At 64.3% G+C, this 18,034-nt stretch carries 18 protein-coding genes; 8 read left to right on the top strand and 10 right to left on the bottom strand.

Going from position 1 to position 18,034, the window contains the following annotated elements:
• Positions 1–774, bottom strand: coding sequence for a (Fe-S)-binding protein (locus tag GA566_RS25140; protein WP_160474342.1), 774 nt, complete (start codon positions 772–774; stop codon positions 1–3).
• A gap of 182 nt (positions 775–956) precedes the next feature.
• Between GA566_RS25140 and GA566_RS25135 the strand changes: the two genes are divergently transcribed.
• Positions 957–1,628: a FadR/GntR family transcriptional regulator gene (locus tag GA566_RS25135; protein ID WP_160474341.1), complete on the top strand. Its 672-nt coding sequence runs from the start codon at positions 957–959 to the stop codon at positions 1,626–1,628.
• 72 nt (positions 1,629–1,700) lie between these two features.
• Here GA566_RS25135 and GA566_RS25130 read toward each other — a convergent pair whose 3' ends face one another.
• A complete protein-coding gene (locus GA566_RS25130) occupies positions 1,701–2,765 on the bottom strand; it encodes an AI-2E family transporter (RefSeq protein ID WP_160474340.1) in 1,065 nt (354 codons plus the stop codon).
• A 219-nt stretch (positions 2,766–2,984) separates the two neighbouring features.
• On the opposite strand from GA566_RS25130, the gene GA566_RS25125 reads away from it, so the two are divergent.
• Both GA566_RS25125 and eutC read left to right on the top strand, forming a co-directional pair.
• Positions 2,985–4,367, top strand: a complete 1,383-nt coding sequence (locus GA566_RS25125) for an ethanolamine ammonia-lyase subunit EutB (protein ID WP_160474339.1) — start codon at positions 2,985–2,987, stop codon at positions 4,365–4,367.
• A 24-nt stretch (positions 4,368–4,391) separates the two neighbouring features.
• Positions 4,392–5,165, top strand: a complete 774-nt coding sequence (gene eutC / locus GA566_RS25120) for an ethanolamine ammonia-lyase subunit EutC (RefSeq protein WP_160474338.1) — start codon at positions 4,392–4,394, stop codon at positions 5,163–5,165.
• Between the two features lie 21 nt (positions 5,166–5,186).
• Here the strand turns inward: eutC and GA566_RS25115 are convergent, their stop codons facing one another.
• The 5 genes from GA566_RS25115 to GA566_RS25095 all read right to left on the bottom strand — a co-directional run bounded on the left by GA566_RS25115 (position 5,187) and on the right by GA566_RS25095 (position 9,193).
• Positions 5,187–5,660 carry an aminoacyl-tRNA deacylase gene (locus tag GA566_RS25115; protein ID WP_137927582.1) on the bottom strand — a complete coding sequence of 158 codons (474 nt, stop codon included), beginning with the start codon at positions 5,658–5,660 and terminating at the stop codon, positions 5,187–5,189.
• 30 nt (positions 5,661–5,690) lie between these two features.
• Positions 5,691–6,650, bottom strand: a complete 960-nt coding sequence (locus GA566_RS25110) for a LysR family transcriptional regulator (protein ID WP_160474337.1) — start codon at positions 6,648–6,650, stop codon at positions 5,691–5,693.
• A gap of 72 nt (positions 6,651–6,722) precedes the next feature.
• Complete coding sequence (locus GA566_RS25105; protein ID WP_160474336.1) at positions 6,723–7,469, bottom strand: Fic family protein; 747 nt, start codon at positions 7,467–7,469, stop codon at positions 6,723–6,725.
• A complete protein-coding gene (locus GA566_RS25100; RefSeq protein ID WP_137927585.1) occupies positions 7,450–7,746 on the bottom strand; it encodes a hypothetical protein in 297 nt (98 codons plus the stop codon). The genes GA566_RS25105 and GA566_RS25100 overlap by 20 nt, the downstream gene beginning before the upstream one ends.
• 133 nt (positions 7,747–7,879) lie before the next feature.
• On the bottom strand, positions 7,880–9,193 hold the full coding sequence (locus GA566_RS25095; RefSeq protein WP_137927586.1) for an MFS family transporter: 1,314 nt from the start codon (positions 9,191–9,193) through the stop codon (positions 7,880–7,882).
• A gap of 440 nt (positions 9,194–9,633) precedes the next feature.
• Here GA566_RS25095 and GA566_RS25090 point away from each other — a divergent pair, with 440 nt between their 5' ends.
• From GA566_RS25090 to GA566_RS25080, 3 genes are all read left to right on the top strand, one after another.
• Positions 9,634–9,876 (top strand): hypothetical protein, encoded by a 243-nt coding sequence (locus GA566_RS25090; RefSeq protein WP_249359653.1) that lies wholly within the window; start codon positions 9,634–9,636, stop codon positions 9,874–9,876.
• Positions 9,877–10,002: 126 nt separating this feature from the next.
• Positions 10,003–11,160: an acyl-CoA dehydrogenase family protein gene (locus tag GA566_RS25085; RefSeq protein WP_160474335.1), complete on the top strand. Its 1,158-nt coding sequence runs from the start codon at positions 10,003–10,005 to the stop codon at positions 11,158–11,160.
• Between the two features lie 79 nt (positions 11,161–11,239).
• Positions 11,240–11,788: a hypothetical protein gene (locus GA566_RS25080; protein ID WP_137927589.1), complete on the top strand. Its 549-nt coding sequence runs from the start codon at positions 11,240–11,242 to the stop codon at positions 11,786–11,788.
• Positions 11,789–11,796: 8 nt separating this feature from the next.
• Here GA566_RS25080 and GA566_RS25075 read toward each other — a convergent pair whose 3' ends face one another.
• Entirely contained in the window at positions 11,797–12,168 is a 372-nt protein-coding gene (locus GA566_RS25075; RefSeq protein WP_137927590.1) for a PHA-granule associated protein 4, read from the bottom strand.
• Positions 12,169–12,250: 82 nt separating this feature from the next.
• Entirely contained in the window at positions 12,251–15,124 is a 2,874-nt protein-coding gene (locus tag GA566_RS25070; RefSeq protein ID WP_160474334.1) for a pitrilysin family protein, read from the bottom strand.
• Positions 15,125–15,325: 201 nt separating this feature from the next.
• Here GA566_RS25070 and GA566_RS25065 point away from each other — a divergent pair, with 201 nt between their 5' ends.
• Both GA566_RS25065 and GA566_RS25060 read left to right on the top strand, forming a co-directional pair.
• The gene (locus GA566_RS25065; RefSeq protein ID WP_160474333.1) at positions 15,326–16,831 is read left to right on the top strand and encodes an AlkA N-terminal domain-containing protein; all 1,506 of its coding nucleotides are present in this window, start codon (positions 15,326–15,328) and stop codon (positions 16,829–16,831) included.
• Positions 16,828–17,364 (top strand): methylated-DNA--[protein]-cysteine S-methyltransferase, encoded by a 537-nt coding sequence (locus GA566_RS25060; RefSeq protein WP_160474332.1) that lies wholly within the window; start codon positions 16,828–16,830, stop codon positions 17,362–17,364. Before GA566_RS25065 ends, GA566_RS25060 begins: the two co-directional genes overlap by 4 nt.
• Here the strand turns inward: GA566_RS25060 and GA566_RS25055 are convergent.
• Positions 17,348–17,971, bottom strand: a complete 624-nt coding sequence (locus GA566_RS25055; protein ID WP_137927594.1) for a LysE family translocator — start codon at positions 17,969–17,971, stop codon at positions 17,348–17,350. The two genes, GA566_RS25060 and GA566_RS25055, sit on opposite strands and share 17 nt — an antisense overlap.
• Positions 17,972–18,034 lie beyond the last annotated feature (63 nt).

Below are 18,034 nucleotides of genomic sequence, written 5' to 3'. Positions count from 1 at the left end.
TCATGCGGCACCTCCGGTCCGGCGCCACAGGAACGACGCCAGATGCTCCACGGGCAGCGGTGCGCCAGCATGCGCGGCGGCGTGGCCGATGTTGAGCAGGCAGCCGCAATCGGCGGAGACCAGCCGGTCGCAACCGGTGGCGCAGGCGGAGGCCACCTTGTCGCGCACCATCGCGCCGGAGATATCGGCGTGCTTGAGCGAGAACGTGCCGCCAAAGCCGCAGCATTCGGATTCGCGCTCGTGCTCCATGCGCGTCACGCCGGGCAGTGCATCGACCAGCGCCACGCCATGCACACGCGTCTCCATTTCTCGCCGCGCCGCGCAGGAGGTGTGCAGCACCACGCGCTCGTGATCGCCAGCGGGCAGATCGTCGAAGCGCACATGCAGCACGTTGAGCAGGAATTCGGCAAGTTCGTAGGTGCGGCTGGCGATGTCGCTGGCCAGTGCAGCCGTCTCGGGATCCTCCGCGAATAGCGTGGGCCAGTGGTGACGCATCATGCCGCCGCACGAGCCGGAGGGCACGATGATCGGCCATGGCTCGCGGAACAGGTCGAGCTGCGCGCGCGCTACCTTGCGCGCTTGCTCGGGATTGCCACTGCTGTAGGCCGGCTGGCCGCAGCAACTCTGGCCGCGCGGGAAGTGGACGGTCAGCCCTTCGCGCTCCAGCAGGCGCACGGCGTCGAGGCCGGCTTGCGGGACGAACAGGTCGACGAGACAGGTGCCGAACAGATACACCTGCGACGGGGCGGTTGTGGGGTATTGCCTGGATTGCATTGTCTGCCTCCGGATGGCGCCGCTGCGCATTCCGGTCTGGGGCGGGCGCGGCAACATTTTTGAGCGCATAATTCCCGCTCTCGCGCCGGAGTACAAATTGGTTGGGCCAATTTTGTCTTGACGCGTTGGCAGACAGAAAGGAAGGAGCGATGGGAGGGGTGCGCAACCGCGTGGAAGACATCATGCGCAGGATGGAGACCGCGTTGCTGGACGGCACGTGGCCGGTCAACGCGCGCCTGCCTGCGGAGCGTCTGCTGGCGGAGCAATATGGTGTATCGCGCAACACCATCCGCGAGGCCATTCAGCGCCTGGCGGCGCGGGGCCTGCTGCAAAGCCGACGCGGGGCGGGTGTGTACGTGACCGATCAGTTGCGCACGGGTATCGCGTCGCCCTGGGGCCAGTTGGTAGCCGACCATCCTGCGCTGCGTGACGACATCCTCGAATTCCGGCGCGTGCTGGAGGGCGCGACGGCGTACTTCGCCGCGCTGCGCGCGGACGCGTCGGACCTCAAACGTATACGGGGGTTGATGAGGGCGCTGGAGACATCGCGCGCGGACGACGACAAGGCCGCCGAGGCCGATGCCGATGCAAAACTGCACGACGCCATTGCGCTGGCTTCACACAACACGATGTTCCTGCACCTGCACACCAGCGTGATCGGCATGTTGCGGGAGCACATCACCATCAATGGCACTGGATTGCGCGAATCGGATGCCGATTCATCGGACCTGCTGCTGCTTCAGCACCGCACGCTGTGCGACGCCATCCTGTCACGCCGGCCCGAAGAAGCCCGCACGGCGATGCAGACTCATATCGATTTCGTGCGTAGTCGCGTGGAAAGCGACCAATCGTAACGAGATTGGTCGTACCAATTTCTGCGTACGACATCCCTATGGAATCAACGAGTTAACAAATCGCCGTTGCGGCTATACCAGCTCGGCGTTCACCAGTTCGCGCTTCAGGTAGGCGTAGAAGATGGGGCCGGCGATCACGCCCGGGATGCCGTAGATCGTTTCCATCACCAGCATCACGGTCAGCAGTTCCCACGCGGCGGCCTGTATACGCGCGCCGATGATCCGCGCATTCAGGAAGTATTCGAGCTTGTGGATGACCACGAGGTAAAGCAGCGAGACGATGGCGATCGGCAGCGACACCGACAGCGACGCAATCACAATGGCCGTATTCGAGATCAGGTTGCCCAGCACCGGCAGCAGCCCGGCCACGAACGTGATGACGACCAGCGTCTTCGACAGCGGCAGGTGCTGGCCGAACAACGGCATCACGATCAGCAGGTAGGCCGCGGTCAGCGACGTATTGATCAGCGAGATCTGGATCTGCGCAAAGATGAACTGCGCAAACGATTGCTGCAGCGTGCGCGCGCGGTCGATGAGCGCCGCCGCCAGCGGGCGACGGTTGGGTCGGGCGATGGCGCGGTAGAGCGCCACCATCGCGCCAATGACCAGGCCCAGCACGATATGCAGCAGCGTGCGCAGGATGTCGGTGCCCAGCTTCTGTGCCATCTGCGCGTGGGCGCGCAGCGCGGAGATCAACGTGGTGCCCAGTTCCTCCACGCCATTCGGGAGGTAATCACTGATCCAGGCCGGCAACTGCGCGCGAGACTGGTCGATGATGTCGGCGGCGTGGTCGAGCAGCCGGTTGATGGTGGCGCTGTCGATGTCGAGGAAGCGGATCAACGCCCAGATCCCCCCGGTCAGCGCCAGCAGGATGATGGCTGACAAAATGGCTACGGCAATGGCGTCCCGGCGCGAATGCGTCAGGCGGGGGGCCAGCACATCGACGAGCGAATACAGCAGCAGGCCCGACAGCAGCGCAGCCACCAGATTGGCCTGCATCACCAGCAGCAGCGCGCCAGCCACAACAAGGTAGGAAGCGACCGTGACGGTGAACCAACGCCTCGGCGGGGCGGCGGAGAAGGAGGGGGCGCCTGTTTCAAGGCGGTCTTGCGGATGTTCTGGATCCAGCCGGGACATGTTTTCGCTGAGGTTCTTGCTGAAAGCGTTGCGCAGAAGGGAAAAGGGTACGGCAGGCGCTGATTGTCGATGTGGCGCGTAACAATGGCAAGTCAGTATGACCGGACAACTGCCGGCCTGCCCGGCGGCAGCGCTCGGGCGCGAACCTTGCATCGCCTCGTCGCCTATATTGGAAAGAAGTGCAACGGACGGCGCAAACCAGCCGGGAGACCGACCGCCATGGCATTTACCCACACCGTCGGCGCCCGCCGGCACGTCTTTGCCGACCTCCGCACGTTGCTGGCGCGCGCCAGCCCGGCCCGCTCGGGTGACGCGCTGGCTGGCGTGGCGGCAGGCAGCGAGGAGGAGCGCATGGCTGCGCGCATGGCGTTGGCGGAGATGCCGCTCGTGCAGTGCCTGAACGAAGCCGTGGTGCCGTATGAGGACGACGAGGTCACGCGACTGATCGTCGACAGCCACGACCCCACGGCGTTTGCCGAACTGGCCAGCCTGACCGTGGGCGATTTCCGCGACTGGCTGCTGCGCCACGAGACCGATACCGCCACGCTCGCTCGCGTAGCGCCCGGCATCACGCCGGAGATGGCCGCCGCCGTCAGCAAGCTGATGCGCAACCAGGACTTGATTGCGGTGGCGCGCAAATGCCGCGTCGTCACGCGCTTGCGCAACACCATTGGTCTGCCGGGCCGACTCTCGGTGCGATTGCAACCCAACCATCCGACCGATGACCCGCGCGGCATCGCCGCTTCCATCGTCGATGGGTTGTTGTATGGCTGTGGCGATGCCACCATCGGCATCAACCCCGCCAGCGACAACCTCGGTGCCATCGTTGCGCTACTCAAACTGGTCGACGATATTCGCGAACGGTACGCGGTGCCCACGCAGTCGTGCGTGCTCACGCATGTCACCAACACGCTGCGTGCCATCGGGCAGGGTGCGCCCGTGGACCTCGTCTTCCAGTCCGTGGCCGGCAGTCAGGCGGCCAACGAGGCTTTCGGGATCTCGCTGGCCTTGCTCGACGAGGCGCGCCAGGCGGCGTTGTCGCTGCGGCGCGGCACGGTCGGGCACAACGTCATGTATTTCGAAACAGGGCAGGGCAGTGCGCTATCGGCCAACGCGCATCACGGCGTGGATCAGCAGACGATGGAGGCACGCGCCTATGCCGTGGCGCGCCGATTCGAACCGCTGCTTGTGAATACCGTGGTGGGTTTCATCGGCCCTGAGTATCTCTACGACGGCAAGCAGATCATCCGCGCGGGGCTCGAAGACCATTTCTGCGGCAAGTTGATGGGCGTGCCGATGGGTTGCGATGTCTGCTACACGAATCACGCCGAGGCGGATCAGGACGACATGGATAACCTGCTGACGCTGTTCGGCGTGGCGGGTATCAACTTCATCATGGGCGTGCCGGGCGCCGACGACATCATGCTGAACTACCAGAGCACGGCGTTCCATGACGCGCTTTACCTGCGCGAGACGATGGGTTTGCGTCCAGCGCCGGAATTCGAGACGTGGCTGCAACACATGGGCATCCTCGACGACGCAGGGCGTCTGCTGGAACCCGCCGCGCGGCAGCCACTGCTGGCGATGGCGGCATCGATCTGATCCCTTTGAAGCCAGGAGACTGTAATGCCTGACACGCCAGCGGATATCACGACCGCCGACCCGTGGAGCCGCCTGCGCCGGTTCACGCGCGCCCGGGTGGGTATCGGACGCACGGGCCATGCGCAGACCACGGACGCCGTGCTTGCCTTCGGCCTGGCCCATGCCCAGGCGCGCGATGCGGTGCATCTGCCGCTCGATGTCCGTGCGATGGATGCCGCATTGCGCGAGGCCGGGCAGGACGTGCTGCAGGTGCATAGCGCTGCGCCGGATCGCGAAACGTATCTGCGGCGGCCCGATCTAGGACGGCGACTTGACGATGCCGGGGCCGCAGCCTTGCAGCCGGGCACGCCGCCATTCGACGTGGTGTTCGTGATTGCCGATGGTCTGTCTGCGCTGGCCGCGCAGCGGCATGGCGTGCCGATGTTGCAGGCGGTGCTTGCAAGATTGAGGCAATGGCACATCGGCCCGGTGGTGGTGGCACAACAGGCGCGCGTGGCGCTGGGCGATGACATCGGCGAACGCATGCGCGCGCGGCAAGTGGTGATGCTCATTGGCGAGCGGCCTGGACTCAGTTCGCCGGATAGCCTCGGCATCTACCTGACCTACGATCCGCGCGTGGGACGCACCGATGCGCAGCGCAACTGCATCTCGAACGTGCGACCGGAAGGGCTGCCGTACGCGCAGGCGGCTGACCGGCTGGTCTTCCTGCTGCGCGGTGCGGTGGCGCTGGGTCGCTCGGGCGTGGATCTGAAAGACGACAGCGCCGCTGTGGGGGCGGCGCTGCCGGATGGGGGGTAGCGTGACGCGGGATCGACGGCCCTACATCATGACGTGCGAGAAGCGGCCGCGTTGCGCGTCGCCCATCAACGTCATGAACTGATCGCGCGCCATGTGCACCAGTTCCATGTGATCGCCCGCCTCGAACCAGACTTCGGGTTCGTCGAACAGGCTTTCGTCCACATAGGTCTGCATGCCGTACGACATGCCGCACGGCGGGATCGCGCCAAGCTCGCAATCCTTAAAGACTTCGCGGATGTCGTCTTCATGTGCCAGCACGAGATCTCGGCCCGAAAGGTCGCGAATGGCCATCATCTGCAGATGATGATTCGAGGGGATCACGGCAGTCACGTAACCGCTCTCGTCTTCAAGCAGCAGGGTTTTCGCGAGCCGGTGGCCGGGAACGTGGGCAGCCTGTGCAGTGGCCATGCTGCTGAGGCTGTAAGGGTGATGCACGATATCGAACTGGCTGTTCATCCGGCTGAGCCGGCCGGCCAGCGTGCCTGCCATTGCCATGATTCGCCTTCCTTCGGCGCACCGCGCCGTCTAGTCCTCGGTGCTCTCACTATAGGCATTGGCGCCGCGGACGCGAGGCCAGATTGCCTGCAACTCCGTCTTCAGGAAGGTCAGCAGATAGCGCGTTGCCATGGTCTGGTAGCGGTTGGGCATCGTCAGCATGAACAGCTTGCTGCCGAAGACGCTGATGCGATAGTGGTCGAGCAACGGCACCAGCGTGCCAGTCTCCAGGTCACCCGCCACGGCATAAAGCGGAAAGATGCCGATGCCGAGGCCGCTGACCACGGCATCCTTCAGGAACGCGAAGTTCTCGGAACTGAGCGTCGGATCGAGCACCACCTGCTCGCGTTCGCCGCCATTGTTGCGACCGCTTTCAACGCGCACGCCCGCAATCTTGAGCTTCTGCCCGATCGGCGAGGCGCAGACGATGGCATGCGTGGTCAGATCGGCCAGTAGCGCGGGTTGCGTGCGCCCCTCCAGATAGGACGGTGCGGCGCAGACCACCCAGTCCACCGTGCCGATCTCGGTCGCCACCACGGAGTCCGGCGGCGTGGAGATGATGCGCAGCGCCACCTCCACATCCTCGGAGACCAGGTTGTGGATGCGGTTGTCGAAGACCACATCGAGCACGATGTCGGGATAGCGCTGCTTGAACTGCACCAGTAGCGGCGAGAGCATCGCATGACCCAACCCCGTGGGTACGGACAATCGCACATGGCCCTGCAGGCTCTTGCCCATGCTGCTGATGAGCGCATTCGCGGCGGCCACCTCGCCCAGGATGTTGCGCCCATGCTCGTAGAGCCCGGCACCCACCGGCGTGGGTTCCACATGACGCGTGGTCCGGCGCAGCAACTGCACCCCAAGCTCCTCTTCCAGCGCCTTCAGGTGATAGCTGACATTGGCACGCGTCATCTTGAGCTTGCGCGCAGCGGCGCTGAGATTCCCGGCGTCGACAATATCGACGAACAGGCGCAGGGCATTGAGATCCATGAGGCGGACGCGGCGGGTTGCGGGGCTGGAAAAGAGTAAGGGGCCCGAAGGCCCCTTAGTTTGCCATGGAGTTCACGGTTGGCTGTTGGATGGATCGAGGCTTTGTGCCCGAGTTCGGGCAGCTTCGGTATATCGCTCGACAGCATCAGCGTCGTTTGCCTGATAAGCAACGTTTTCATCCATCTGGCTGCCATCAAGGCCGGGCAGTGCGATGATCTGTGACAACCAGTCGTCTCTGGACGACATCGGCGAAATCAACGGCCTGAAATATTCATCGAGTGCACCTTGGTCCGGTGTCCTGATCTCGGCCGTCAAAGCCCGCAAGTACTCATTCTTGCGCGTCAGCTGCCAGGCGATCGAGAATCCCGCGCGTGCGCAGAGCGCGGTATGTACCAGCAGCATCGTACGGCCATTGCCATCGAGAAACGGATGGCCCCAGGCAAACGCTCCCATGACTGCACCTGGCTTCAGCCGAATGGTCCGGGTATCGTTGCCCATGCGCAGTCCCCATTCCACTGCCTGGCGGCTGCGTTCCGCAACTTCGAACTGCACATCGCCTTTCTCGACGAGGCGGCCCACGTCCAGCATGTGGCGGTCCTGTCCGGCCCAAGGGTAAAAGTCCTGGAAGAGAATCGCGTGCACTTCAAGGAAATGCTCGTATGCCAGTGGGCCGTTATGATTGCTCAGGCGATCCAGCGCTTCCTCAAGGTTGGCCTCGAAGAATGCATGCTCCTGAACCTTGATCTCGTCGGGGTCCTTGAGTCCTTCAAAATTTCTGAGATAACCCGCAGTCTCGAAATCACTGAACGGGTCGAACATGCTTGCGCTCACGCATATGGTTCGTCATCAGCCGTGCCATCTGGCGACCGCTGATCAACTGCTGCTTCTTGAGCGTCACCAGGAGCTTTTCGGTGGCATCGAGCGCCACGTCGTCGCCGGCCGCCCGGGTGACGGCCTCGGACCAGTCGTCCACACCTGAGCGGGAGAACTCGATGTGGTGAGCGCGGGCGAATTCGAGAACGTATTCGCTGACGTGTTCCACCGGCAGTGCATCAAGCTCTGCGGGAAGCGTCTTTGGAGCCCGAAGTTGTCCCATTGCGGATCGAGGGAGTTGAGAAACAGGTCCAAATTATAGGGTTTGGTCCTGTCGGTCAATCGCCGCAAAAACAAACGGCCCGCCTGAAAGGCGGGCCGTGATGCGATGCGTAGAACTGGCGCAGGGCCAGGTCTCAATGCTCGTGATGCAGATACTTCGCCTGGCGCGGCAGACGCAGGCTGACCAGGAAGGCCAGGACCATCATGCCGGTGACGTACCAGTAGAACGTGTTTTCGTGGCCGATGGACTTCAGGCCCAGTGCCACGTATTCGGCGGTGCCGCCGAAGATGGCGTTGGCCACGGCGTAGGCCAGGCCCACGCCCAGCGCACGCACTTCGGGCGGGAACATCTCGGCTTTCACGATGCCGCTGATCGACGTGTAGAAGCTGACGATAGCCAGCGCGATGCAGATCAGCAGGCCGGCCAGTTCGGGGCTCGACACGGTCTTGAGTGCGGTCAGGATCGGCACCGTGGCCAGTGCGCCCAGTGCACCGAACAGCAGCATGTTGTTGCGGCGGCCGATGCGGTCCGACAACGCGCCGAAGATCGGCTGCATGCACATGTAGAGGAAGAGGCAGCCTGTCATCACGTAGCTCGTGGTCTTGATCGGCATGCCCGCCGTGTTGACCAGGAACTTCTGCATGTACGTGGTGAACGTGTAGAAGATCAGGGAGCCGCCTGCCGTATAGCCGAGCACCGTGAAGAACGCGGCCTTGTGGTGACGGAACAGTTCGGTCACGCTGCCGGCTTCCTTGCTGTTGCGTTGTTGGGCCGTGCTGGTCTCATGCAGCGTGCGGCGCAGCAGCAGGGCCACAACTGCCGTGATGGCGCCTACCACGAACGGAATGCGCCAGCCCCAGGCCTTCAGGTCTGCTTCGGTCAGCAATTGTTCCAGGATCACCACGACCAGCACGGCCAGCAACTGGCCGCCGATCAGCGTCACATACTGGAACGACGAGAAGAAACCACGCCGACCCTTGAGCGCCACTTCGCTCATGTAGGTGGCGGTGGTGCCGTACTCCCCGCCCACGGACAAGCCTTGCAGCAGACGCGCCGCCAGCAGCAGTGCCGGTGCCCAGTTGCCGATGGCGGCATACGTGGGCAGGCACGCAATCAGCAGCGAGCCGAAGCACATCATGATCACGGAGATCAGCATCGAGTTCTTGCGGCCGTTGCGGTCGGCGATGCGGCCAAACAGCCAGCCGCCGATCGGACGCATCAGGAAGCCGGCCGCGAAGACGCCGGCGGTGTTCAGCAACTGTGCGGTCGGGTCGGCCTTCGGAAAGAACGACGGCGCAAAGTAGATCGCGCAGAACGCGTAGATATAGAAGTCGAACCACTCGACCAGATTGCCTGACGACGCGGCGACGATCGCGAAGACGCGTTTTCTGGTTTCTTCAGCGGTGGGTGGCGAGCCGACGTTGGCGGGAGAGGCGATGTCTGTCATAGGTGCTTGTGGTCTTGGCGGCGTGCTGGCACCGCTGAATGGGAACTGGGCGAGGGTGCGTGTCCGGCATGGAATCCGGCGGGGGACGCATCCCGGGATGCCCGTTTGCGTGGTTAGCCTATCGTGGAATCCGCCGATCGCCCATGGGGGCAGCGTCTGACTCCGGAGAGACCTCCAGCATAGCCCTTGCCAGTAGCGGGTTTGCAGGGGATTGTTCCGCCAGGTGGAAAGAGTTTCCTATTGCGCCGTGCGTCGACGAAAAATTTCACTGGTCTGCATAACGTCATGCGGTTAGCTTGCACGGTGCCGCGGGCTGCGCAATGATGCAGAGCGATTCTGCATGGCGAGCCTTTCAATCTCCTTGTTCCATGATTCCGGTCCGATTTTTTCTTTTCCCATTGCTGCTGGCGCCGGCGCTTGTCTGCGCCGAGCCCGATCTCGTGCAATGCGATCGCGTCCATCAGGCAAGCCTGCGCACTGCCTCCGAAGCAGACTTGCTGGAGATGCGTTGCCGCGCACGCCGGATTTCGTACGAAGCCCCGCGCCTGAAAGGTGTGACGCAGAAATTCAAGGACGATCTGGTGTTTGCCTGCCTCGACCAGGCCGATGCCATCGAGCATCAGTTGCGCGTGATGTTCGGCTATACGCGGGAAGCGCTGGCACGCCGCAAATGTGACGAATAGACAGTCCGAAGAGTATTGTCAAATATTCCTGTCGGTTCTGTCCAAGTTGGCGAGGATTGTCAAAATTATTGGCCGGCGTAGTATGGGCGGCCATTGCAGGTGTACTGACTTATCCGGAGATTTGCCATGGCCCTCGACGCCGAATCCTTTTCGTTGCTGCGCGCTTCCGTGCAGCGTTTCATCGATGAACGCCTGAAGCCCGCCGAAGACACGCTCGAGGAAATCGACGATGTGCCGGCCGACATCGTGGCCGACATGAAGGAAATGGGTTTGTTCGGGATCTCGATTCCGGAGGAATACGGTGGCATCGGCCTGTCGATGTCGCAGGAATGCGATGTGGTCTATGACCTCGGTCACACGGCATTTGCGTTCCGCTCGGTGTTCGGCACGAACGTCGGCATCGGTTCGCAGGGCATCCTGATGGACGGTACCGAGGAACAGAAGCAGAACTACCTGCCGAAGATCGCCAGCGGCGAACTGGTCATCTCGTTTGCGCTGACCGAACCGAATGCCGGTTCCGACGCCGCCTCGCTGCAAACCCGCGCCGAACTCGACGGCGATCACTACATCATCAACGGCACCAAGCGCTTCATCACGAATGCCCCGCGCGCGGGTGCGTTCACGCTGATGGCCCGCACGGGCGGCCAGGGCGCATCGGGTATCTCGTCGTTCATCATTCCGGCCGATACGCCGGGCATCTCGCTGGGCAAACCCGACAAGAAGATGGGCCAGCGCGGCACCAAGACCTGCGACGTGGTGCTGGAGAACGTGCGCGTGCCCGCCGCCAACATCATCGGCGGCGTGCCGGGCGTGGGCTTCAAGACGGCCATGAAGGTGCTGGACCGCGGTCGCCTGCATATCTCGGCGCTGGCATGCGGCATGGCGCACCGCCTGATTACCGATGCCGTCGAATACGCGAAGGAACGCAAGCAGTTCGGCAAGCCCATCGGCGATTTCCAGTTGATCCAGGCGATGCTGGCCGACAGCCAGGCCGAACTGTACGCGGGTCTGTCGATGGTGCGCGACTGCGCGCAGCGCTACGACGCCAAGCCGGCCGGCAAGAGCGATCCGGAAGTCAGCATGCTGGCGTCCTGCACGAAGATGTTCTGTACGGAAATGGTGGGTCGCGTCGCCGACCGTGCCGTGCAGATCCACGGCGGTGCCGGCTACATCGCCGAATACAAGGCCGAACGGTTCTATCGTGACGTGCGCCTGCTGCGCCTGTACGAGGGCACCACCCAGATCCAGCAACTGATCATCGCCAAGCAACTGCTGCGCGACTGATTTCGGGGCGGGCGCCGTCCGGCGTCCCGGTTAGCTAGCCCGGGCACATCGGGGCAGGGCACAAGAGGCAGGAGACAGGATGAGCAATATCCAGGTAACGGCTCCGCAAGGGCTGGTCGCTGCAAATAGTGATGCCGTGCATCGCCTGCGCGCCGTCGTGGCGACGTATCGCACGACGGTCCAGGCATACACGCTGGTGGTGTCGGCCGACGAACTGATCGCGCTCACGAACGGGCCGGAGCCTGCGCATTCGGCGCGCGACTATCGCGCCCAGGCCCATCTGGATCGACTGCGCGATACGGTGCGCGAGTCCGGCCTGGCGTTGCCCAGTGCGATTGTCGTGGCGGTGTCAGGGGGCCGCATGCGATGCGAATGCGACCATCTCTATGCGCTGGAACTGCGCCCCGGCTCCGGTGACAGCCTGATCGTGCTGGACGGCCACGAGCGGCTCGCCGCGCTGGCCGCATCCGGGCGAGGCGACATCAAGACCCTGGTTACCGCCGTGCTGTGTGCAACGTCGATCGATGGCACCGACCATGCGTCGTCGGCTGCCACCGAGGCCGGCTGCGCGGTCATGCATACGTCGGCAGCAGCGCGTTGGGCCGGTGCCACGCGGGTCTGGCAGTAATCCCCGATTCAGGACCAGATACTGTCGGCCTCGCGCAGCAGGTGACCAGCCAGGATGTAGTCACCCAGGCGGGTCGCCTTGGCTTCGAGTTGTTCCAGTTCGTGATCGGCCAGCAGCCCGAGATCGAACTGGCAATAGAGATTCCGCTGCCGGAATGTGGTCTTGGGTTTGCCAAGGCCTGCCAGCAGGGCGTCGCGGGAACGGACAGCCACGCTTTCCTGTCCGCGATACTGCACCTTGATGCCGCGCTTGTCTCCAAGCCGGCCGAGCTCCACGGCATCCTGCCATCCCGTTTCGTAATCCAGCTCAAGCGCAAACACTCGATTCGCATCCAGAAGCCTCAGCGCTTCTGCCTTGCTGCCAGCTCGTTCGATGGACATCCAAACCTCTAGTCTGAAAAACACTGTATGAATATACAGTGTTCGGTGGCGCGTCTCAAGGCTGACGTAACGTCTCCCGCGCTCAAGGATTGCCCGGCGCTCCGGCTTCGGTAGCCGGGGCGCCGCCGCCCGACGCGGCGGGTGCGGCAGAAGCGCCCGCGGCATTGCCGGGCGCCGCGCCGAAATCTCCGGCAAAGGCTTGCGACAGCGTCGCAGACCCCAGGTAGCGACGGATGGCGTCGTTGACTGCCCTAGGCGTGGCGGTGCGGATCCGCATTTCGATCTCGGCGGTGTGCGCCATCGTGCGGCCCAGATAAGCCTGGTTAGCCAGAGCGCCGGCGAGTGCACCGTCGCGTGTGCGGCTGATCTTGCCTTGCTCCAGCAAGCCGTTGGACGCTTCCGATAGTTCTTCCGCCGTAATGCCCTCTCGTACGAATCGCGCCATTTCCTCGTCCACGGCCTTGCGCAGGCGGGGAAGGTTTTGCGGCGCATACATGGCCCAGAGTCCGAAGCGTCCCGCACGGTCCAGCGCGCCAATGTTGATCGAACTCGATACACCGTAGCTGATGCCATCGCGTTGGCGCAGGCGGTCAGCCAGACGGCTGCGCATGCCGGTGCCGCCGAGCACGCGGCTGGCGATCAGCATCAGGGGGTAGTCGGGGGAATCGCTGACCAGGTCGATAGGTTGCGACGCGGCGAACACGGCGTTTGCCTTGCCTGCTGTCTGGAGCGTGAACTGCGAGGCCGGAATGTCGATGAAGGGACGATCCACACGTTCGAAAGGCACCTGCGCGCGCCAGTCACCAAACAGCAATGCGGCCTGGCGCGAGGCATCCGCCGCATCGAAATCGCCAACGATGGCCAATTGCGCGTGTTCGGCACCGTAGTACTTTGCGTGGAAATCGCGCAGGTCATCGAGCGTCACCGCGCGCAGTTCGGCCAGGCTCTCGTCGAAGGTTGGCGTGTAGCGCGGATCGCCCAGACGATAGGGGTTGCCGTGCCGGCCCAGCACGATGGGCGCCAGCGAACCCGGCTGGCTGCGCTGGCTCTCGATGCCGGCGATGCTGCTGGCGCGCAGCGTTTCCAGCTCGTTGCCGGGGAAGGTGGGCATGCGCAGCACCGTCCGCAACAATGCCATGAGGTCCGGCAGGTACTCGCGGCGCGTCTCGAAACGCACGGTCACCCGCTCGGCGCTGCCAGACACCGACACATTGGCTTTCAGTGCCTCGAAGCGATCGGCGATCTGCTGACGGGCGAACCCGCCCGCGCCGCGATCGAGCATGGCCGCCGTCATCGCTCCTGTCGATACCTTGCCCTGTAGCGTCTCCAGGCTGCCGATGCGCAGGATCAACGTGCCGTGGACCGCGCCACCCCGCGTGGGCTTGGGTAGCAGGGCCAGTTGCATGCCGTTTGGCAGCGTCTCGCGCAGCGTGTGGGCGTCGATGTTGGCGGGCGCGGGGTCGAAAGCCGCCACCGCCGCAGCGGCCGGCTTGCCGGCGTAACCCTGCGTCAGCGCGGCCACGTCCGGCGAAGCGGGAATGGAAGCGAGTTGCGGCCGGTCACCGGGAATGAACTCGCCGACCGTGCGATTGGCGGGCCGGAAGTAGTTCTCGGCCACGCGCTGCACATCGGCAAGCGTGGTGGATTCCACGCGGTCGCGCGCGATGAAGAACAGACGCCAGTCGCCCTTGGCAATGGCGCCGGACAATGCAATGCCATAGGCGGCTGGATCATTCAGCGTCTTCTCGAATGCGTTGCGCAGGCGAACGCGTGCGCGTTCCAGTTCTTCCTGCGTGACCGGCTGCGTTGCGAGACTTTCCACGGTGGCGACCAGGGCGTCGCGCACCGGTTCGATGGGACGATCCTTGCTGGTGCCTGCGGCAAATCCGATCACGCCGGGGTCCTTCATCGTCGTGAAGTACGAGCCCTGCCAGGCTGCCTTGCGCGTATCCACGAGCGCGCGCTCCAGGCGGCCTCCCGGGGTATCGGCCAGGATCACCGACAGCAGGTCCAGTGCCGTGCTATCGGCATGGGCGCCGGGTGCCACGTGGTACATGGTCGCCACGATGCGGCTGTCGCCAGAGCGCGTCAGCGTGACCTCGCGCAAACCTTCCTGCGGCGGCTCCACGGTGTACTCGGGCGGCAGCACGCGCGTGGGGCGTGGAATCGGTCCGAACGCCTGCTCGATCCGCGCGAGCGTGCGGGCCGGATCGAACTGGCCGGTCACGACGAGCACGGCGTTGTCGGGCTGGTAATAGCGCCGATAGAACGCCTGCAGGTTCTCGATCCCCACGCGCTCCACATCGCTGCGCGCACCGATCACGGCCTTGCCGTAGTTATGCCAGCGGTAGGCGGCGGCATACATCTGCTGCTGCAGCATCCGCATGGGATTGTTCTCACCGATCTCCATCTCGTTGCGGACCACGCTCATCTCGCTGTCCAGATCGGCTCGCGCCACGAAGCTGTTGACCATGCGGTCGGCTTCCATGCGCAGCGCCCAGTCGAGGTTGTCGTCGCTGGCCGCGAAGGTCTGGAAGTAATTGGTGCGGTCCTGATTGGTCGTGCCGTTGTACTGCATGCCGCGCCGCGCGAACTCGGTGGGAATCGTCCGACCGGGCAGTGAGGGTGTGCCCTTGAACAGCAGATGTTCTAGCAGGTGCGCCATGCCGGTTTCGCCATAGTTCTCGTGGCGGCTGCCCACCAGATACGTCATGTTGACGGTGGTGGTGGGCTGGGCGTCGTCGGGGGCGAGCAGGATGCGCAGGCCGTTGGGCAGGCGGTATTCGGTGATGCCTTCGACGGTTGTCACCGGCGTGGCGCGTGCGACGGGCGCGGCCGCCGCAGCGGTAGACGCCGGCTTCCCGGCAATCTTTGCGGCAGAAACAGGAGCGGCCAGCAGTGCGCAGGCGAGGCCGGCGATGGTGACGATGCGGACAACGGAACAACGACGGACCATGAAAACTCCGAACGCGGCGCCTGACGCCGCAAGTGAGCAGATTCTAGCCGCTGCCGGGTACTGCGGAACGCGGCCCAACGCACTTTCAGAATCGGGGACATTTCGCCCATGATCCAGCGCATGGCGCGGCGCAGGAAGAGCCCGAGGCGAATGTCCGATTCCAGCGCATTCGATCGACACCAAAGGCGTACGATGCACGGCATGGAACTCGATCCCGACACCTGCTACAAGGCCATCGCCTCGCATGACCGGCGCTTTGACGGACGCTTTTTCGTCGGCGTGTCGTCCACGGGCGTGTATTGCCGGCCGATCTGCGCCGTGCGCACGCCCAAACGCGAGAACTGCACGTTCTACGAATCGGCGGCGGCAGCGGAGAAGCATGGCTTCCGGCCGTGCTTGCGCTGCCGGCCCGAACTGGCGCCCGGCCATGGCCTGGCCGACATCTCGGGGCGGCTGGCGCAAGCCGCCGCCACGCTGATCGACGAAGGATTCATGGCCGAGGCGGGCGTGGCGCAACTGTCCGCGCGCATCGGCGTGACCGAGCGGCATTTGCGGCGCCTGTTCGACACCGAGTTCGGCGTGTCCGTGCATGAGTACGCCCAGACGCAAAAGCTGCTGCTGGCCAAGCGGCTGCTGACCGATACCACGCTGCCGGTTACGCAAGTGGCGCTGGCGGCGGGTTTCGGCAGTGTGCGGCGCTTCAATGATGTGCTCAAGGAACGCTACGGGCTGACGCCGCTGGCCATGCGCCGCCGCGCCGCTGACGGCATGGCGGATCGACTGGTGTTCGAACTGGGATACCGTCCGCCGCTGGCATGGGCCGAGTGGCTTGAATTCCTGAATGTGCGAATCGTGGATGGTGTCGAACAGTCGCACGGCGGGGTCTACACGCGGACGATCGCAATCGACGCCGACGGCCAGCGGCATCTGGGCTGGGTGCGGCTCGAACATGTGCCGAAGCGGACTGTGGTGCGCGTGACCTTGTCCGTATCGCTGGCCCGGGTGATTCCACAGGCATTGGGCAAGGTCCGCCGGCTGTGCGATCTGGGATGCCGGCCCGATATCGTCGATGCCCATCTAGGCGACCTCGCGGCCGGCACGCCCGGCATGCGGCTGCCCGGCACGTTCGATGGACTGGAGATTGCCGTGCGGGCCATCATCGGCCAGATCATTTCGGTGGTGCAGGCACGGCGCATCCTCGTGCGGCTGGTGCAGATCGCAGGCGATGCCCTGCCCGAGGACGCGCGGGCGGGCTTGATCTCCGTACCGCACGCCGCCCCATTGACCCACGCCTTTCCCACCGCGCAGGCCCTGGCCGCGTTGCCCGATGCGGACTATCAGGCGGCTGGCGTGGCAATGGGCAAGATCCGCTCGATCCGCGCGCTGGCGCGCAAGGTGGCAGCGGGCGAGATCCGGCTGGACCCGCACGCGGCCCCCGACGATACCGTGGCGCGGCTGCGCGAGATCGAAGGCATTGGCGACTGGACGGCGCAGTACGTGGCAATGCGTGCATTGGGCTGGCCCGATGCATTTCCGGGCACCGACTACGCGTTGCGCAAGGTGCTGGGCGTCAGCACTGTCCGCGCGATGCAGAACATGACCGTGCACTGGGCGCCATGGCGTGCCTATGCGGCAATCCACCTGTGGCACCGATACGAAGTGCTCAAGCAAGGTGGCGCAATCGAACAGGAGGAGCAGGCAGCATGAAACACCACCGCATCATCGACAGCCCCCTGGGCCATATCCTGCTGCGCGCCGAAGCCGGTGCGCTGACGGGCTTGTTCTTCTCGGGCCAGAAATATTATCCCGAGCACTCCGCGCAGGAAGGTGTGGTGTCCGGTGCCGATGCACGCGTGCTGGCGCAGGCCGAGGAGGAACTGCAGGCGTACTTCGACGGATCTCTGCAGGTCTTCACGGTGCCGATCCGGTTCGCCGGCAGCCCGTTCCAGCAAAGGATCTGGCAGGCGCTCTGCGACATCGGCTTTGGCGAGATGTCGACCTACGGGCAGCTTGCGGCGGGCATCGGCCTACCGCCCAGCCATTCGCGGGCCGTGGGCGGCGCGGTGGGGCGCAACCCGCTGTCGGTCATCGTGCCGTGCCATCGCATTGTGGGCGCGTCGGGTGACCTGACCGGTTACGCGGGCGGTGTGGATCGCAAACGTGCGCTGCTGTCGCTGGAAGGCACGCTGCATCGGCCTGCCATGCGCCAGGCTTCGCTCGCCCTTATCCCAGATTGCTGACCCCGAGCGCGACGCCCAGTCCGCACAGCGTCGAGCCGATCAGCCGATCCAGTAACCGCTGACGCCGCAGCATGGCTGTGCGCAACGCGGCTGAACCGAAGGCCCAGGCGACGAGGCTGAACCACGCCCAGTGCGCCACCGACATGAACAGGCCGTAGCCGAATTGCACTGGCAGCGGCGTATGGACGTTCACCACCTGCGTGTAGGTGCTGACCACGAACAACGTGGTCTTCGGGTTCAGCGCATTGGTCAGGAATCCCATGCGCAGCGCCGCCGCGCCGGAGATGGCGGGCGCGGCCGACGTGTCCACCGTCAGCGGCGTCCGGTTGCGCAGCGTCTGGAAGCCGATCCAGATCAGATAGCCCGCCCCCAGCAACTTGATCGCCCCCAGCAGCGCATGGGCATGGGCGATCAGCAGCGTGACACCGAACATCGTGTACGCCACATGCACCTGCACGCCAAGCGCGATACCCAGTGCGCAGAGCAGGCCCGTGCGTCGGCCTGAGATGTAGCTGTTGCGCGTGACCATCGCGAAGTCCGGGCCCGGACTGATGACGGCGAGGATGGTGATCGTGGCAACGGCCAGCAATTCAGTGGAGGGGAGCATTTCAGTCAGTTTTCGTGAGAGATGGTCGAGGTTCAGGCTGGCATTTTGTCTCGCAGAATTGGG

This window comes from Cupriavidus sp. SW-Y-13 (genome assembly GCF_009793345.1).
In the GTDB taxonomy this organism is placed as follows: Bacteria; Pseudomonadota; Gammaproteobacteria; order Burkholderiales; family Burkholderiaceae; genus Cupriavidus.
The sequence above is the reverse complement of the archived record's forward strand: the minus strand, read 5'-3'. Positions and strand labels throughout refer to the sequence as shown.

What these genes read in the sequence shown, in the direction of transcription:
- GA566_RS25140 (WP_160474342.1), bottom strand. Translation starts at nt 774, where the DNA reads ATGCAATCCAGGCAATACCCCACAACCGCCCCGTCGCAGGTGTATCTG.
- GA566_RS25135 (WP_160474341.1), top strand. Translation starts at nt 957, where the DNA reads ATGCGCAGGATGGAGACCGCGTTGCTGGACGGCACGTGGCCGGTCAAC.
- GA566_RS25130 (WP_160474340.1), bottom strand. Translation starts at nt 2,765, where the DNA reads ATGTCCCGGCTGGATCCAGAACATCCGCAAGACCGCCTTGAAACAGGC.
- GA566_RS25125 (WP_160474339.1), top strand. Translation starts at nt 2,985, where the DNA reads ATGGCATTTACCCACACCGTCGGCGCCCGCCGGCACGTCTTTGCCGAC.
- eutC (WP_160474338.1), top strand. Translation starts at nt 4,392, where the DNA reads ATGCCTGACACGCCAGCGGATATCACGACCGCCGACCCGTGGAGCCGC.
- GA566_RS25115 (WP_137927582.1), bottom strand. Translation starts at nt 5,660, where the DNA reads ATGGCAATGGCAGGCACGCTGGCCGGCCGGCTCAGCCGGATGAACAGC.
- GA566_RS25110 (WP_160474337.1), bottom strand. Translation starts at nt 6,650, where the DNA reads ATGGATCTCAATGCCCTGCGCCTGTTCGTCGATATTGTCGACGCCGGG.
- GA566_RS25105 (WP_160474336.1), bottom strand. Translation starts at nt 7,469, where the DNA reads ATGTTCGACCCGTTCAGTGATTTCGAGACTGCGGGTTATCTCAGAAAT.
- GA566_RS25100 (WP_137927585.1), bottom strand. Translation starts at nt 7,746, where the DNA reads ATGGGACAACTTCGGGCTCCAAAGACGCTTCCCGCAGAGCTTGATGCA.
- GA566_RS25095 (WP_137927586.1), bottom strand. Translation starts at nt 9,193, where the DNA reads ATGACAGACATCGCCTCTCCCGCCAACGTCGGCTCGCCACCCACCGCT.
- GA566_RS25085 (WP_160474335.1), top strand. Translation starts at nt 10,003, where the DNA reads ATGGCCCTCGACGCCGAATCCTTTTCGTTGCTGCGCGCTTCCGTGCAG.
- GA566_RS25080 (WP_137927589.1), top strand. Translation starts at nt 11,240, where the DNA reads ATGAGCAATATCCAGGTAACGGCTCCGCAAGGGCTGGTCGCTGCAAAT.
- GA566_RS25075 (WP_137927590.1), bottom strand. Translation starts at nt 12,168, where the DNA reads ATGTCCATCGAACGAGCTGGCAGCAAGGCAGAAGCGCTGAGGCTTCTG.
- GA566_RS25070 (WP_160474334.1), bottom strand. Translation starts at nt 15,124, where the DNA reads ATGGTCCGTCGTTGTTCCGTTGTCCGCATCGTCACCATCGCCGGCCTC.
- GA566_RS25065 (WP_160474333.1), top strand. Translation starts at nt 15,326, where the DNA reads ATGGAACTCGATCCCGACACCTGCTACAAGGCCATCGCCTCGCATGAC.
- GA566_RS25060 (WP_160474332.1), top strand. Translation starts at nt 16,828, where the DNA reads ATGAAACACCACCGCATCATCGACAGCCCCCTGGGCCATATCCTGCTG.
- GA566_RS25055 (WP_137927594.1), bottom strand. Translation starts at nt 17,971, where the DNA reads ATGCTCCCCTCCACTGAATTGCTGGCCGTTGCCACGATCACCATCCTC.